The sequence below is a fragment of the Methyloceanibacter sp. genome (assembly GCF_050726195.1).
Classification (GTDB): Bacteria; Pseudomonadota; Alphaproteobacteria; order Rhizobiales; family Methyloligellaceae; genus Methyloceanibacter.
Genome location: NZ_JBOHJC010000021.1, coordinates 32,914 through 46,505, shown reverse-complemented (window position 1 = coordinate 46,505; position 13,592 = coordinate 32,914). Strand labels below are relative to the sequence as shown.

Sequence of the window (13,592 nt, the reverse complement as noted above, 5' to 3'; positions counted from 1 at the left end):
TTCGAGGCTCGCTTCGCTCGCACCTCAGGATGACGAGTTGAGCGGCCGGGTTTGTCCCGGCCATTTCGCTTTGCAGAATTGAACCCAACGCCTCCGCTTAGGCCGCGCCGTCAGGGCCCGCGCGCGTCTCGGCGCCGTCCTCGTCCACCGCGAGGTTTTCGGTGTCGACCAGTTCAATGTCGTCGGACCGGTCCAAGGTCGCAGTCGGCAGGAAGCTCAGTCCATAGACCAGAGCGACCAGAACCGCGCCGGACAACAGAGACAATAGCGACATCAGCGCAACACCCCCGTCTTAGAGCGCTTCATTCCCATGGAAAGGGGGCGAAAGCCGGAACTAAATCCCGGCTTTTTGACGGCGCAGCGAGTCGGGTCGACTGCGGCGTCCTTGCACGGAACGAGCCCGGGGGCCTGCGCGTTCTACTGCACGTTGGGGCGGACCGAAGTGTAGGCCGGCAGATGCCGGTCCATGGACCCACAGTAGGAGAAATGCAAATGCACAAGTTCCTGACCACGACAGCAGTCGCACTGTTTCTCGCCGCCGGACCCGCTTTGGCGGCCGAGGACTACGATGCCCCGGACGAGTCCGGCGCGGTGCCTGAGGCGTCGCAATCGGACGAATCCTCGGTGCTGCCGAGCGATCCCGAGCTGAAGCCCGAGGATGAGTCCGCGCCTGAGGAGCCGCTGGCCGCGGCTGAGGACGCCGGCTCGGCGGACATCCCGGCGGACGAGGCCGAGGAGCCGGCAGCCGGCGAGCAGCCGGAGGAGGAATCCGAGTCCTCCCAGGAGTAGTCATCTCCCGGCTGGTTATTGGCAGGGGCCGTTCATCCGAGCGGCCCCTTCCTTTTGCGCGCCGAAGCCATTCGACAGGGAGCCTTGTCGGCGATGTCGCACCCCGGAACGGCGCGCGCGCCCACGCGTTTTCTTACCAGGTGGGGCGAAACGACATGAAGGGCCGGCAAATGCCGGCCCCAACGGACCCAAGTAGGAGAATGCAAATGAACAAATTGCTCACAACCACGGCAGTTGCATTGCTGCTCAGCGTCGGGCCGGCTCTCGCGGCCGAGGACGCTTATGAATCGGACCAGTCCGGCACGCTGCCTGAGGCGTCGCAGTCGGACGATTCGTCGCTCTTGCCGAGCGATCCCGAGATGAAGTCCGAGGACGAGGAGTCCGAGGCGGGCCAGCCGCAGGCGGCCATGGAAGCGGATGAGGACGGCCAGCCGCCGACCACATCCAACGTCACTCCCGATGCCGCCAAGGAGGCCAAGGTGCCGGATGACGGCTCGGCCGACGAGTCGGGCGGTGCGAAGGAGCGGAGCTCCGCGCCTCCTGAGTCCGGCGCGGTGATCGGCACCGATAGCGGCGCTGGTGCATCCGACATCCCGGCTGACGAGGAGTCATCCGGTGCGTCCGCCGGCGAGCAGCCGCAGCCGGACTCTGAGACCTCCCAGGAGTAACAGGGCCCTCCGGGCTGTGAACTGGCAGGGGCCGCTTATCCGAGCGGCCCCTTCCTCTTCATCCGCTCCAAAGAGAAAGGCACCCGCGTTGCAAAGCGCGGGTGCCCAAGGAGGAGGGAGAGGGGCGATGGCCGGGGGATGGCCATCGTCGGCCCGCATTAGCGGGTCATATAGACGTTCGGGAAGGTCTCGGCGGCCACAGGCGCGACGAAAGCGGCGGACGACAGCACGAGAGCAACGGCGACGATGATCTTCTTCATGGGTATCTCCTTTAGCGTTCAGGGTCTGGCCGGTTGATCCGAAGTCCAACCGGTTGGCCATATGGCCGATCGAACAACGGTCAGATGGGCGGCGGCTGGCCGGATTCCCAATAGCCAGCGGCTATGGAGTCGGTGCCCAACGGCAATTGGGTTTCGGGCACGGGTGTTGAGCCTTGGGCCGTGCTACGCTCAGGCGGGCTATGTCGCCTTAATGCGAGGGGGGCAAAGCGATGCGGAATCAAGTTCTCTTGGGTGCGATGCTGACGGCACTGGCGAATCTTGCGCTCGCCGGCGATCTCGGCGCGCCGGTCTCAAGCGCAGCGCCAGGCTTCGGCTGGACCGGCTGCTATGCCGGCGGACATGCCGGCGGGACGTGGGGTGACAGCGACAAATGGATCCCGCGCACGCCTGGCGGCGCCTTCGAGGGCCAATCGCTCGGCGGCCATGCAGTGGACGGATTCATCGGCGGCGTGCAAGCGGGCTGCGACTACGAGGCGGCGTCAGGCGTCGTACTCGGTGTCGCCGGTGCCTATGGCTGGACTGAGGCGAGCGGCACCCATGCGAGCCGGCTCGAGACAGGGGTGTTCTATCACAGCGAGATCGAGGCGCTCGCCTCGCTCGCCGGGCGCCTCGGCTACGCATTCGACCGCGTCCTCCTTTATGTCGAAGGGGGCGCCGCGTGGGAGCGCGTCGACTATCAGGCGTCGACGACCATGATCGGTACGGCCTATCGCGCCGAGGACACGCGGGACGGCTGGACGATCGGCGGCGGCGGCGAGTACGCGTTCAGCGAGCGCTTCTCAGCCTTCGTCGAGTACGCCTATTACGACTTCGGCACGGAGCGTATTCGCCTCACGCCGCAATTCGCCTTCCTGCCAGTCGCCTTCGTCGATATCGACGACAGCTCAAGCGTCGTTCGCGCCGGGGTCAATGTGCGGTTCGGGCGGTAAACACCCTTCGCGCGCGCCATGCGTGGCCCTTCGGTTACACTTTGGCAAGCATCGCAAAATCCCCCGGCACAAAATGCGATCTGGCGCGTTAGGCCATCAGGAGTATTGCAGGGAAAGGCATTGAACCATGAGTCGAACAAAATGCCGTCGCGCTCTGATCGTCGAGGACGAAATCATGATCGCCCTCGACCTCGAACACGCCATGCACGATCTCGGATTCGAGGTCTGCCCGCTCGCGCCGAGCGATCAGAAGGCGCGCGCGCTCGCCATGCAGGACGAGCCTGACATCGCCTTGGTGGACGTTTGTCTCGCCGGAGGCCGGGAAGGCATCGAGACGGCGCGTTGGCTGCGCGATGTGTGCGGCGCCTCGGTGGTGTTCGTCACGGCATGCAACGATGAGGCGACGGTTGAGCGCATTCATCAGCGGGTGCCGGGCGCGCCGGTAGTGCCGAAGCCGGTCTATCGCGATCGCCTCGCCGATGCGGTGGCGGCCGTCGTGCGGACGTAGGGCTATTCCGCCGGCATACGCGCGTCGCTCCGCCGGTGCCCACGGCAACGCTGCACGGTCAAGAGGGCAAGACCCCGCTCGAACTCGGAGCCGCGGTCGAGCGCCACGCCGTACGCCTCAGCCTGACGTACGAAGTCTTCCAGCCGATCTTGGGCAAGCGCTGCGCGCAGCGACAGATTCTGATCATTCATGGGTGGCCTCCGTACCGCATCTCGAAGTGCCCCGTCAGCGTGCGGAGACGCTAGCAGCGTGTTGCAGCGATTTCAGGGCAGGACCATGAATTTTGCGAGTAGCGCCATCGCGCGGATCGAGCGGGAACCATCTCCCTTGGGCCGGCGTTCGGACCGCGTGGCATCGGCGCCCATCCAACGGATCGCCCTCCCAGCAAAGCCCGATGCCCTGCAGGCGAGAAGCCCGGTGCGCCCCGATCCGCCGGGCTTCTTTCCGCTTGCCAGGATAGTGGCAAAGCCGGTTGCACATCCTTCCCGCACCCTGTTGCGCGATGCCAACAGGCGGAAATTCTTTTGTGAAATCCGCGTCATGGGCATGGCCCGGCCTTGAACCGCAGGGTCGGTTTGATAGGGTCTTGTGCCGGGCTACGAGGGGGATTGACTGATGAAGAGTATTGTCGCGGGGCTTGTCATCGCCTCGCTGTCGGCTGTGTGTTTCACAGGCGCGGCGCATGCGGACTACGCCAAGATCGTTCAGCAGAACTGCCGGACCGACTACAAGAAATATTGCGGAGAGTATGGGCTCGAAAGCACCGCCTTGCGTGCGTGTATGGACCGCAACGGCAACAGCCTGTCCAAGGCGTGCGTGCAGGCGCTGGTCAAGTCGGGCGAAGTCAGCCAAGCCGAAGTGAACCGCCGCAAGGGCCACTAGACCTCACAAGTCGTGCCATTTGGCGAAGGTCGCGGCGACACCGCGAAGCGCGCCGGCGCGCTCCTTTAGCTGCCACAGGACACCGTCTTCGATTCTGAAGCGGCGCCCTGACTTGGCGATGCGCACGCCGGAATAGCCGGTGGCGAATCCATCCCGGGCGACCGCATCGAGTAGGCGCTGGCGCTCGTCCTGTTCCGGCGCCTCGGCCGAGAGCCGCGAGGGAAGGCCGACGATCTCGTGCCAGGGGTAGCCAAACAGATGTTGTGCCGCCTTATTGGCATAGATGAAGCGCGGGTCAGGTTCGGTATCGTGAGCGAGCACGCAAGCGGGCGCCTCCTCATAGAGCCAGCGCGCGTCGGCTCCGGCTGCAAGGAACGGCGGCTCGGAGCCCACCAGGCGACGATAGGAGCCGGCGAGCAGGTCGAAAAATGCAGGATCGATGGAGAGGCTCATAGCAGGGAACCAACGGGCGGGGCTCGGCGTCTCACCTTCCTAGCTGAAATGAGCCCTCCCGTGCGGCACGCCTCATGCAAGGTAGCCGTGAACGGGGCCGGCGATGGTGTCTCGGCCGCCGCAAAAAGGCCGCTTGATCGGTATTATATCGCCACGATCCGCCCAATCTGGCGGCATCGGTGATCAAGGAATAGGCGCGGCCCTCAACATTCGCGGGGAAGATGCATGGCCACTCGTCCGAAGAAGTCCCAGTCGAAGAAACCACCAAAGAAGAGCATCGCCGCCGTGCAAGAGAGCAAGGCGGCGATCCGGGAGGAGCCGGCCCCGGTTCTCGTGAACGCAGTCGAGCCGAACGAGCGTTTGCCCGATCCCCGTGCGGACACGGCGCAGACCGCGGTGGCGACCATGGAGAAATCGCTGAAGGCGGCCATGCCGGTCGCCGTCGCAGTCAACCGCAAGCTGGTCGACATCGCTCAGGCCAATTTGAACTCCGGCCTCGAGCTGGCACGAGATCTGGTCGGCGCCAAGACGCCTATGGAGATGATGCGGCTCCACATGAACTATTGGCACGACAACGCTGGCGTTTTCCAGAGCCAGGCCCAGGAGCTCAGGTCGTTGTCCGCCAAGCTGCTCGCCACCGCGAGCGAGCCGATCAGAGAACAAATGCGCCGCATGTGACACCCCCCACCCGGGGCCCTGCGGTTACCTCGCGAGGTAACGTCTTCTTTCTCGGGTTGACCTAAACTGGCCCTCGCCACGTCGATCGCGAGGGACGCCATGCTGCGCGAGGAGTTGATTTTCGTCGGGACCTGCGACATCGCAGGGGTGGTGCGCGGCAAGGGCTTCCCGGCGAGCGAACTGCCGGCACGCCGGAAGTCGGGCATCGGCTGGACCCATTCCAACCTGATGCAGACCTGTTTCGGGCCGATCCTCGATACGCCGTTCGGCACCGCGGGCGATCTCATGATCGTGCCCGACCCGTCCGCCGAGTTGCATGTCGATTTCCGCGACGGCTCGGCGGCGGAGCACTTCATCCTCGGCGACATCCGAGAACTCGACGGCAGGCCCTGGGAGTGTTGCGTGCGCGAGTTCCTGCGCCGCGCCATGGCGGCGCTTAAAGAGGCGAGTGGGCTCCATCTGCTTGCCGCCTTCGAGCAGGAGTTCGTCTATACCGGGGTGGAGGACCTGCCGGGCCACGCCTATAGCCTGGGCGCCTTTCGCCGCCAGGGGCAGTTCGGCGAGATGGTGACCGCGGCGATCCGCGCCTCCGGCGCCAAGCCGGACTCGTACCTCGCCGAGTATGGGCCGCGCCAATACGAGATGACCGTCGCCCCGGAGACCGCGCTCCGCGCCGCCGATCAGGCGGTGTCTGCGCGCGAGTTGGCGCGCGGCGTGGCGTTCCGCCTCGGCCACCGGGCGATTTTCTCGCCGATGCCCGTGGCCGACGGCTCCGGCAACGGCGTGCACATCCATTTCAGCCTGCATGAGGAGTCGGGCGCGCCGGCGACCCACAAGGCAAAGGGGCCGTTCGGCTTGAGCGAGGCGGCAGCACACTTTGCCGCCGGCGTCCTGCATCACATGGCGGCCATCGCCGCCATCACGGCGCCGTCGCCGGTGTCCTATCTCAGGCTCACGCCCAACCGCTGGGCGCCGACTGCGGCGGACATAAAGCTGCAAGACCGGGGAGCGGCCTTGCGCATCTGCCCCATCTTCGCCGCGCCCGACGAGAAGGAGAGGGCGCTGCGTTTCAATCTCGAGTTCCGCGTGTGCGATGCGGCGGCAAGCCCTTACATGGCGCTCGGTGCGCTAATTTTCGCTGGCGCCGACGGCATTGCGCGCAAGATGACGCTGCCGAAACCCGGCGATGCGGCCATGCCGCTACCCCATTCGCTCGGCCAGGCGCTGCAAATCATGGAAGCGAGCGACACGGTCAAGAACTGGTTCAGCCCGGTGTTCTTCGAGGCCTATGTCCGGCACAAGCGCTCGGAGCTGGCCTATGTCGCGGACCTTGCGCCGCAAGAGCTCTGCGCGCGCTACGCCGAGGTTTACTAAGCCCGATCGACGTCAGGTTGGAGACAGTGGATAACCCCGCGCTAACAGTGTCGTCGCGGCGCGATGGCATAGGATGATCTCCGCGCTAGGCTAACTGCACTGGAGGTCTGCCATGCGGAACACAATCTACATCCTCGCGTGCGTTGCGTTCGGCGCCCTGCTCAGCGGCTGTACCGGAGAGAGTCAGAGCGATTATACGGTCTGCGAAGGCATCTACGCGTTGTGTACGACCGCACAATGCCAGCCAATTGTCGGACAGGATGAGACGGTGTCTTGCGACTGCACCGTCAAGACCGGCTATTCGCTCGGGCTAGAACCGTGCAAGGGTGAGGCCGACACCGCCAAGGGCAAGCAAATCATCTCTCGCTATTTTCCCATCAAGAGCTACGCAATCTGCGCCAACGACCGGCCATGGGCCAATTGTCTCGACAGCCCATGCGTCGTTAACGAGAGCGACCCAAGCAAGACAGCTTGTGCATGCCCGGTGGTCAAGGATCAGGGTCCCTACGTGATGGTCACGGAGACTTACGACGCCTCGACCTGCGCCACCGGACTGTGGTCCTCGGCAACAGTCATCGATGCAAACAAGGTTACCGACTTCCTCAAGACCAACGATAAGCTGAAGCCGTTCGACGTGAAGGTGCTGAACCCGGAATAGCGTGCGCGCTACTGGGCGGGCAGAAGGTCGAGGGCCTCCTCGGTCGACAGCATCCGGCAATAGCCTTGGAAGCATTGCAGCGCCGCCGCGTGCCGCACCTCGGTCTCGGCGGCGCAGGCGTCGTGGACGCAGGTCATATAGTAGCCGCGGTCGGCGCCGTCCTTCACCGCATGATCGATGCACTGGTCGGTGAGATAGCCCGCGACGAACACGTCCTCGATGCCCATATTGCGCAGGAGGTAGTCCAGATTGGTCGAATTAAAGACCGACGAGGAGGACTTTGACAGAACGATCTCGTCCTTTAGCGGCGCGATCTCCGGGACGACTTGCGCCTCGTGCGAGCCCTTGGGGAATCCCAGGTTGGAGAGCTTGTAGTCGAGGCTGCGGTCGCGCCCGTCCGCGGTCAAATTCTCGATGATCGTATAGATAACTTCGAGCTTGGCGGCGCGGAAGGCGCCAAGCAGGGCGGCGATGTTCGGGATCACCCGAAGCGCTGCGGCGCGATAGAATTCAGGCCGCGTCGTTTCCTCGCCAGGTCCGCACGTTCCGTTCTGAACGTCGATGATCAGGAGGGCGGCGCGACCTTTGCGGATCGGCCGCGCGCGCGTCAACTGAGCCTTGGAGATTGTCATTGGGCTAAGAGCCTGCTGTGATATCTCATATAGGCTGGAGGACAGGGTTTTGCCGAGTTCGCGCGGAATGATCCGCGTGGAAGGAGCTTGTCATGCGAAAGGTTGCCACAGCTTTATCTCTCGTCGCGCTCCTCTTTTTAGGCTCAATCGACTCCCAGGCAGGCGACGCGAAGACCATTGCCGCCATTAACGCATCGTCGAATGCGCTGGACGCTGCCTTCGGGGAGCGGGATGTCGAGACGATCAAGGCGTTGATGACGGAGGATCATATCACCGTCACTCCCTATTACGACGGTCCGCAGAACGTGGACGACCAGCTCGAATCACTCGCCGAACTCGACTACGGGCAGACCATCATCGGCGAGCCCAGCGTGACCTTGCTTGCGCCCGATGTGGCGCTTAGGACCTTCATCGCCGAGCTTAAGGGCAGCTTCAAGGGCAAACCGCTGCCGGCGCGCGCCTTCGTCAACGAAACCCTCATTAAGCGCGACGGAAAGTGGATCGAGAGGCTGTTTCAGATTACCACGCTCAAGCCCTGAACCCCTGTTTCGGCCCGGTTACTTGGGAACTATTCTCATGCGTAAGTTTGCTGCCCTAGTTGCTCTCCTTCTGGTGATGTCTGCTGTGCCTGCGCGAGGGGACGACGTTGCGACGATCGAGGCGGTCGACAACGCCGCCGCTCAGCTCGACGAGGCGTTCGAGGCGCAGAACGCCGAGGCCATCAAGGCGCTGATGACGCCGGACCACGTAGCGGTGACGCATTATTACGGCGCGCCGCAATCGGCGGTGGAGCAGATCGCCTCGCTTCCAGACCTCAAATACCAACAGACCAATCTCACCGAACCGACCGTCACCTTGCTTGGCCCTGACGCCGCCATGCGCACGTTCACCGCCAGGCTCGACGGCACCTTCAAGGGGAAGCCGCTAACGGGAAAGGTGTTCGTCACGGCCATCATGGTGAAGCGGGATGGAAAGTGGCTCGAGCAGTTCTACCAGGTGACCGAACTGGAAGATGGCAATGACGGCAAGGCGGCGTGCAAGGCGCTGCTTGGGACCTATCTGACCAAGAATTCCGCCAAGGAGGGAAGTTTCGCCAGCCGGAGCCTGGTGTCCTTCAGCAAGGGGGGTGTCGCGTCCTTTACCGACTCTGGCGAGGGAGGCGAGGCGGGTTTTGCCCCGTTCACCGACGGACGCGGCGCCTGGTCCTGCACGCCGAGCGATGGCGGTGAGTTCAGGGTCAAGGCCACGACGTTGGACTTCACCTCGGGCGCTGAGGCGCAGTTCGGCCGGCTCGACTTCGATCTCGCCTACGACGCCGGCGAAGAGACCATCAGCGGGACCGCCACACTTTATCTGATGCCGCTCGACGCGGATCCGCTCGATCACGATGCGCTCAAAGACGGCCGCCAGTTCGAGGTCGCCGGCAAGCGCGTCACGGCGCCCTAGGCGTGGCGATAAAGACAGGGAATCTGGGATACGGTCTGCCTGGCCGGCTACCCGTCGAGCTTGCGGATGCTCTCCTCGTGCGACCGGGCTTACGTATCGAGCGCATCGTGTCGACCGGCCAAGTCACGCCCGACGGCGAATGGAACTACCAGAGCGACGACGAGTTCGTGATTCTGATCAGAGGCGCGGCGCGACTCCGCATCGACGGCGAGCATGAGGATCGTGACCTCGCGGAGGGCGACTGGATCTTGTTGCCGGCGCACTGCCGCCATCGCGTGACCTGGACGCAGGCCGAACCGCCGACCGTCTGGCTTGCCATTCACGTCAGCCCTGGGTGATTTGGCGGGGCAAGAGGCGCCGTCCGGTCCTGGTAATGCGAATTTCCGGCAAAGCCTTCATTTGACTTTCAGAATTTGCTTACGGGTTTCCGCGGGCTGCTGCCGAAACGCGACATGACTGCTGCGTTTCGCCGCCTGCAGGTATAATTATGACGGATTCGCACGAATCCATGAATCCGCCCCCGGGAGGTCTTGCATTGCTGTCACGCGGGCGAAAGAACGCGGCAAACGACTTGAGAGGAGGAAGCAGATGGCTGGAGATACGATCACCCGGGACAGGCTGGCGGCGTTGCTGAACGAAGATCTGTCGCGGGAGTACCAGGCGATCATTGCCTATGTGGTCTATTCGCAAGTGCTCAAAGGCGCCGAGTATATGAACATCGCCGACCAGCTCGTGAAGCACGCGCATGACGAGCTCGAGCACGCGCTCACCATCTCCAGGCAGATCGACTATCTCGGCAAGATGCCGAGCGTCACGCCAAGACCGGTCAAAACATCGAAAAAAGCCCGCGATATGCTGAAGTTCGACCTCGATAATGAGGCCGAAACCATTCGCAACTACCGTCAGCGGGTTCGCCAATGCGAAGCCTTGAACGAGTTCGCCATGGCGGAGCAGATCCGGGAGATTCTCGTGCAAGAGCAGGACCATCTCATCGACCTGGCCACGGCGCTCGGCGAGGAGGTCCCGGATCTCGGCGAAGCGGACAGCCCCCGCACCCGAAAGCGCTGACCGCCGAAACCGCAAGGAACGTGACGTGTTATCCTGATTTCCCCCACAGGAGGAAGACCTCATGCAGACAACTTGGATGCCGAGCACCGAACACGGCAAGATTCACAATCGCGCGGAACTGCCCCAGAGCGTGTTCGCTTTCCCACAGCAGCGCAAAGAGCCGCTGACCGACGCCGACCATGTGCGCAACGCGCTCGCCCGTTTCGACCAGGTCGATGGCGTGTCGGACGCCGACCGCGATCTCGCCTTCGCCAACATCAAGAAGGCGGCCCAATTTTACGGCGTGGACGTGCGCGAGAAGAGTTGGCGCGAGCTCGGGCGCTAGACGGCGCAATAGTCTCTAGAGCAACGTGAAGCGGCCCGGGATCGTCATCTTCGGGCCGCTTTGCTGTTTTGTGATGATGCGGTCGCCGCCCTCGATAGTACGGGTGGAAAAAGTGCTATTGATGAGCCGACGAGGATTGGACCGGTCATAGGAGGGTCACATGGCAAAAGGTCAAATGAGGAGCAATCGCGAGAAGAAGAAACCAAAGCAGGACAAGAAGAAAATCACGCCGCCGGCGTCACCCATTGCATCGTCGGCGCAGCAGGGGAAGTCGAGCGGCGGTTCCAAGAAGCGCGGGTGAGTCGTTCCGGTAGAACGTTTGTAACGGACCATGCCCTATCGACTGAGCAAGCCGCTGCGCTTCGATCTGGACAGCGCAGCCGTCAAGGCGGACCCATTTCCGCTGTTTGCCGCCATGCGCGCGGCGGGGCCGGTCATCCCCGTCAAGTTACCCATAATTGGCAAGGCTTGGGTCACCACGACCTACGAAGCGGCCGCGGCCATGGTCAAGGACAACGCACTGTTCGTGCAGGAGAGCCGGCACGCCGGCAAGTCTGGTGTCGCCGGAATGAAGTGGTGGATGCCCGTATCGTTGCGGGTACTCACCAACAACATGCTGCTCAAGGACGAGCCCGATCACCGGCGCCTGCGCAAGCTGGTGGATCAGGCCTTTCAGCGGCGTCGTGTACGCGACATGCGCGGCAATATCGAGCGGATCGCCGATAAGATCCTCGACGGGCTTGAGGGGAGGGCCGAGGGCGACCTGGTCGGCGGTTTCTCCCGCCGCTTGCCGCTTGAGGTGATCTGCGAGCTTCTCGGCCTGCCGGACCAGGAGCGCGGTCAATTCCTGACCTGGGCAAGGACCGCGACGTCAATGCGGAACAGCTTTGGCATCCTGCGTGCCTTTCTATCCATGGGCAGCGGAATCAAATTTGTGCGTGGGCAGATCGAGGAATGCCGGCGCAACCCGCGCGAGGGGCTGATCAGCGAGTTGGTGCGGGCCGAAGAGGACGGGGACAAGCTCAACGAGAACGAGCTCGTCTCCATGGTGTTTCTGCTGCTGTTCGCCGGCTTCGAGACGACCACGCATCTGATCGGCGACAGCATCATCGCGCTCGAGCAGAACCCCGTGCAGAAAGCGTATCTCTTCACCGACCCGGCAAGCCGCATGGAGCGGGCGGTCGAGGAGCTGGGGCGCTATACCTCGCCGGTGCAGAGCACCAAGCCGCGCTACGTCTCGCGGGATTGCGAGTTCTTCGGGCAGAGGCTCGGGCGCGGCGAGCTGATCATGGCCATGCTCGCGAGCGCCAATTACGACCCGGCTGTGTTCGACGAGCCGGACCGGCTCCAGCTCGACCGCTTCCCCAATCCGCATCTCGTGTTCGGCTCGGGCATTCATTTCTGCCTGGGCATGCAGCTCGCCCGGGTCGAGACGCAGGCCGCGCTTGGCCGGCTTTACGCACGCTTTCCGCGCCTTCAGCTGGCGGAGCCCGACCGGCTTCAGTGGATCGAGCGTTTTGGCCTGCGCGGCGTGAAGGCGCTGCCGGTCAGGTTGAAGGCGGCAGCGGCGCGCCGCGCGGCATAGTTCATCAGGCCAACGTGGTCCAGACGACCGCGATATTCGCGAGGAGGTAGACGCCGAGCGCGGCGACGGCCCAACGCCGGTCGGCGCGCTTGAACTCAGCCTCGGACTCCGCATCGGCGCCGCCCCACGACGTGGCCACGACCCGGGCAAGCGCGACGATGATGAACAGATAGGCCAGCAAGAAGATCTTATCCAGCATCATCAGATAGTCGACGTCGGGAAGACCGGAAGTGGCCGTCAGCTGGAGCGCGACGAGGGTGAGCAGCGCGGTGATACCGAGGCCGATGCGGCCCTCCACGTAGAGCGGCCTGACGAAATAGACCAACGTTGCGCACGCCACGATCAGTAGGATCGGCACGAAGGTCTTGAGCGACATGGCGACTACCGGTCGCGTCACCGGGATCGAAATGACGATGCGCGAATAGGGCTCGGCCTGCGGCTTCGACAAATCGCCGAAATTGGTCGGGTAGGTATTGGTGGTGATGCGCATGGTGGGCTTGCCGACTTTGAAGCCCGGCAGGGTAATGACGGGATCGATCATTACCGGCTGATCGCCGTCCGGCACATAGACCTGCTGGTCGGCGCCGGCGAGAGTGTCCTCCATGGTTACGCGCAAGTGCTGCTTGTCGAAGGGATAGGCCTCGAGCGGGAATTTGGTGGAAAACAAGCCCTGATAGCGGATGATGGCGTAGCGGCTACCGTCCGGCATCTCTTCCGGCGCGTCGAGCAGGTCCTCGCGCAGATTGTCGTCGGAGGCGTATCGGTTCATGAACTCCATGGTCTTGGACGGGTCGACGTCGGGCGCCCGCCAGCGAAACCACACATAGAGGTCGATGACGTAGTTGTTGGACTTGAAGTCGAGCTGCTGGATGTCGTTGACATAGGCGCCGACGATGACCTCCTGCGGGCTTGAGGGTGTGGGCGCCGCTTCGATGGCCTCCATGACCTCGGTTGGGGCCTCTTGGGCAGGCGCATGCCAGGGAACGAACACTAGAAGGGCGACGAGGAACGCCGCCACGCTGACCACGCTGCGGCCGTGCTTATCGCACATCTGAGGAGTCGTCCGGCGCGGCGTCGGGAAAGGCATCGGGCGCGTCCATCAGAATTTTCGACATGGTCCAGCGCGGCTTCAGTCGCTTTACGACGTCGTCGATGCGCCAATGGCCATCTTCAAAGATGAGTTCGAAGAGCATATTGCTCGCATGACCGAAGTTCTTGAACGGAGAAGTTGGTGCCCCAGGCCGGACTCGAACCAGCACGCCCTTGCGGACAACAGATTTTGAGTCTGTCGCGTCTACCAATTCCGCCACTGGGGC

The 13,592-nt window shown here is 63.4% G+C and carries 21 protein-coding genes and 1 tRNA gene; 15 read left to right on the top strand and 7 right to left on the bottom strand.

Annotated elements, in window-relative coordinates; all coding sequences use genetic code 11:
* Positions 1-97 precede the first annotated feature (97 nt).
* A complete protein-coding gene (locus ACRECX_RS13790; RefSeq protein WP_431559417.1) occupies positions 98-274 on the bottom strand; it encodes a hypothetical protein in 177 nt (58 codons plus the stop codon).
* A 218-nt stretch (positions 275-492) separates the two neighbouring features.
* Between ACRECX_RS13790 and ACRECX_RS13785 the strand changes: the two genes are divergently transcribed.
* The 4 genes from ACRECX_RS13785 (at position 493) to ACRECX_RS13770 (ending at position 3,175) form a co-directional block, all read left to right on the top strand.
* Positions 493-789 (top strand): hypothetical protein, encoded by a 297-nt coding sequence (locus ACRECX_RS13785; protein WP_431559416.1) that lies wholly within the window; start codon positions 493-495, stop codon positions 787-789.
* Positions 790-995: 206 nt separating this feature from the next.
* Positions 996-1,457 carry a hypothetical protein gene (locus tag ACRECX_RS13780; protein ID WP_431559415.1) on the top strand — a complete coding sequence of 154 codons (462 nt, stop codon included), beginning with the start codon at positions 996-998 and terminating at the stop codon, positions 1,455-1,457.
* Positions 1,458-1,947: 490 nt separating this feature from the next.
* Positions 1,948-2,667, top strand: coding sequence for an outer membrane protein (locus ACRECX_RS13775; RefSeq protein WP_431559414.1), 720 nt, complete (start codon positions 1,948-1,950; stop codon positions 2,665-2,667).
* A gap of 127 nt (positions 2,668-2,794) precedes the next feature.
* Positions 2,795-3,175: a response regulator gene (locus ACRECX_RS13770; protein WP_431559413.1), complete on the top strand. Its 381-nt coding sequence runs from the start codon at positions 2,795-2,797 to the stop codon at positions 3,173-3,175.
* A gap of 2 nt (positions 3,176-3,177) precedes the next feature.
* Here ACRECX_RS13770 and ACRECX_RS13765 read toward each other — a convergent pair whose 3' ends face one another.
* Positions 3,178-3,366: a hypothetical protein gene (locus tag ACRECX_RS13765; RefSeq protein WP_431559412.1), complete on the bottom strand. Its 189-nt coding sequence runs from the start codon at positions 3,364-3,366 to the stop codon at positions 3,178-3,180.
* Between the two features lie 424 nt (positions 3,367-3,790).
* On the opposite strand from ACRECX_RS13765, the gene ACRECX_RS13760 reads away from it, so the two are divergent.
* Positions 3,791-4,057 (top strand): hypothetical protein, encoded by a 267-nt coding sequence (locus ACRECX_RS13760; RefSeq protein ID WP_431559411.1) that lies wholly within the window; start codon positions 3,791-3,793, stop codon positions 4,055-4,057.
* A 3-nt stretch (positions 4,058-4,060) separates the two neighbouring features.
* Here the strand turns inward: ACRECX_RS13760 and ACRECX_RS13755 are convergent, their stop codons facing one another.
* On the bottom strand, positions 4,061-4,510 hold the full coding sequence (locus tag ACRECX_RS13755) for an MEKHLA domain-containing protein (RefSeq protein WP_431559410.1): 450 nt from the start codon (positions 4,508-4,510) through the stop codon (positions 4,061-4,063).
* A 225-nt stretch (positions 4,511-4,735) separates the two neighbouring features.
* Between ACRECX_RS13755 and ACRECX_RS13750 the strand changes: the two genes are divergently transcribed.
* The 3 genes from ACRECX_RS13750 (at position 4,736) to ACRECX_RS13740 (ending at position 7,220) form a co-directional block, all read left to right on the top strand.
* Positions 4,736-5,188: a phasin family protein gene (locus ACRECX_RS13750; RefSeq protein WP_431559409.1), complete on the top strand. Its 453-nt coding sequence runs from the start codon at positions 4,736-4,738 to the stop codon at positions 5,186-5,188.
* Positions 5,189-5,287: 99 nt separating this feature from the next.
* Entirely contained in the window at positions 5,288-6,562 is a 1,275-nt protein-coding gene (locus tag ACRECX_RS13745; protein WP_431559408.1) for a glutamine synthetase, read from the top strand.
* A 112-nt stretch (positions 6,563-6,674) separates the two neighbouring features.
* Positions 6,675-7,220 carry a hypothetical protein gene (locus ACRECX_RS13740; RefSeq protein WP_431559407.1) on the top strand — a complete coding sequence of 182 codons (546 nt, stop codon included), beginning with the start codon at positions 6,675-6,677 and terminating at the stop codon, positions 7,218-7,220.
* An 8-nt stretch (positions 7,221-7,228) separates the two neighbouring features.
* Here ACRECX_RS13740 and ACRECX_RS13735 read toward each other — a convergent pair whose 3' ends face one another.
* Positions 7,229-7,852, bottom strand: a complete 624-nt coding sequence (locus ACRECX_RS13735) for a cysteine hydrolase family protein (protein WP_431559406.1) — start codon at positions 7,850-7,852, stop codon at positions 7,229-7,231.
* 92 nt (positions 7,853-7,944) lie between these two features.
* Here ACRECX_RS13735 and ACRECX_RS13730 point away from each other — a divergent pair, with 92 nt between their 5' ends.
* The 7 genes from ACRECX_RS13730 (at position 7,945) to ACRECX_RS13700 (ending at position 12,276) form a co-directional block, all read left to right on the top strand.
* Positions 7,945-8,391 carry a nuclear transport factor 2 family protein gene (locus tag ACRECX_RS13730; RefSeq protein ID WP_431559405.1) on the top strand — a complete coding sequence of 149 codons (447 nt, stop codon included), beginning with the start codon at positions 7,945-7,947 and terminating at the stop codon, positions 8,389-8,391.
* A gap of 37 nt (positions 8,392-8,428) precedes the next feature.
* Positions 8,429-9,298 carry a nuclear transport factor 2 family protein gene (locus ACRECX_RS13725; RefSeq protein WP_431559404.1) on the top strand — a complete coding sequence of 290 codons (870 nt, stop codon included), beginning with the start codon at positions 8,429-8,431 and terminating at the stop codon, positions 9,296-9,298.
* Positions 9,299-9,300: 2 nt separating this feature from the next.
* On the top strand, positions 9,301-9,636 hold the full coding sequence (locus ACRECX_RS13720) for a cupin domain-containing protein (protein WP_431559403.1): 336 nt from the start codon (positions 9,301-9,303) through the stop codon (positions 9,634-9,636).
* Between the two features lie 250 nt (positions 9,637-9,886).
* A complete protein-coding gene (locus ACRECX_RS13715; RefSeq protein WP_431559402.1) occupies positions 9,887-10,366 on the top strand; it encodes a ferritin-like domain-containing protein in 480 nt (159 codons plus the stop codon).
* 61 nt (positions 10,367-10,427) lie between these two features.
* Entirely contained in the window at positions 10,428-10,691 is a 264-nt protein-coding gene (locus ACRECX_RS13710) for a DUF6582 domain-containing protein (protein ID WP_431559401.1), read from the top strand.
* Between the two features lie 160 nt (positions 10,692-10,851).
* Positions 10,852-10,992, top strand: coding sequence for a hypothetical protein (locus ACRECX_RS13705; protein WP_431559400.1), 141 nt, complete (start codon positions 10,852-10,854; stop codon positions 10,990-10,992).
* A 30-nt stretch (positions 10,993-11,022) separates the two neighbouring features.
* Entirely contained in the window at positions 11,023-12,276 is a 1,254-nt protein-coding gene (locus ACRECX_RS13700; protein WP_431559399.1) for a cytochrome P450 family protein, read from the top strand.
* Between the two features lie 4 nt (positions 12,277-12,280).
* On the opposite strand, the gene ACRECX_RS13695 is transcribed toward ACRECX_RS13700, so the two are convergent.
* The 3 genes from ACRECX_RS13695 to ACRECX_RS13685 form a co-directional block, all read right to left on the bottom strand.
* Positions 12,281-13,327: a hypothetical protein gene (locus ACRECX_RS13695; RefSeq protein ID WP_431559398.1), complete on the bottom strand. Its 1,047-nt coding sequence runs from the start codon at positions 13,325-13,327 to the stop codon at positions 12,281-12,283.
* Positions 13,317-13,469, bottom strand: a complete 153-nt coding sequence (locus ACRECX_RS13690; protein ID WP_431559397.1) for a hypothetical protein — start codon at positions 13,467-13,469, stop codon at positions 13,317-13,319. Before ACRECX_RS13690 ends, ACRECX_RS13695 begins: the two co-directional genes overlap by 11 nt.
* Positions 13,470-13,505: 36 nt before the next feature.
* Positions 13,506-13,592, bottom strand: a tRNA-Leu gene (locus ACRECX_RS13685).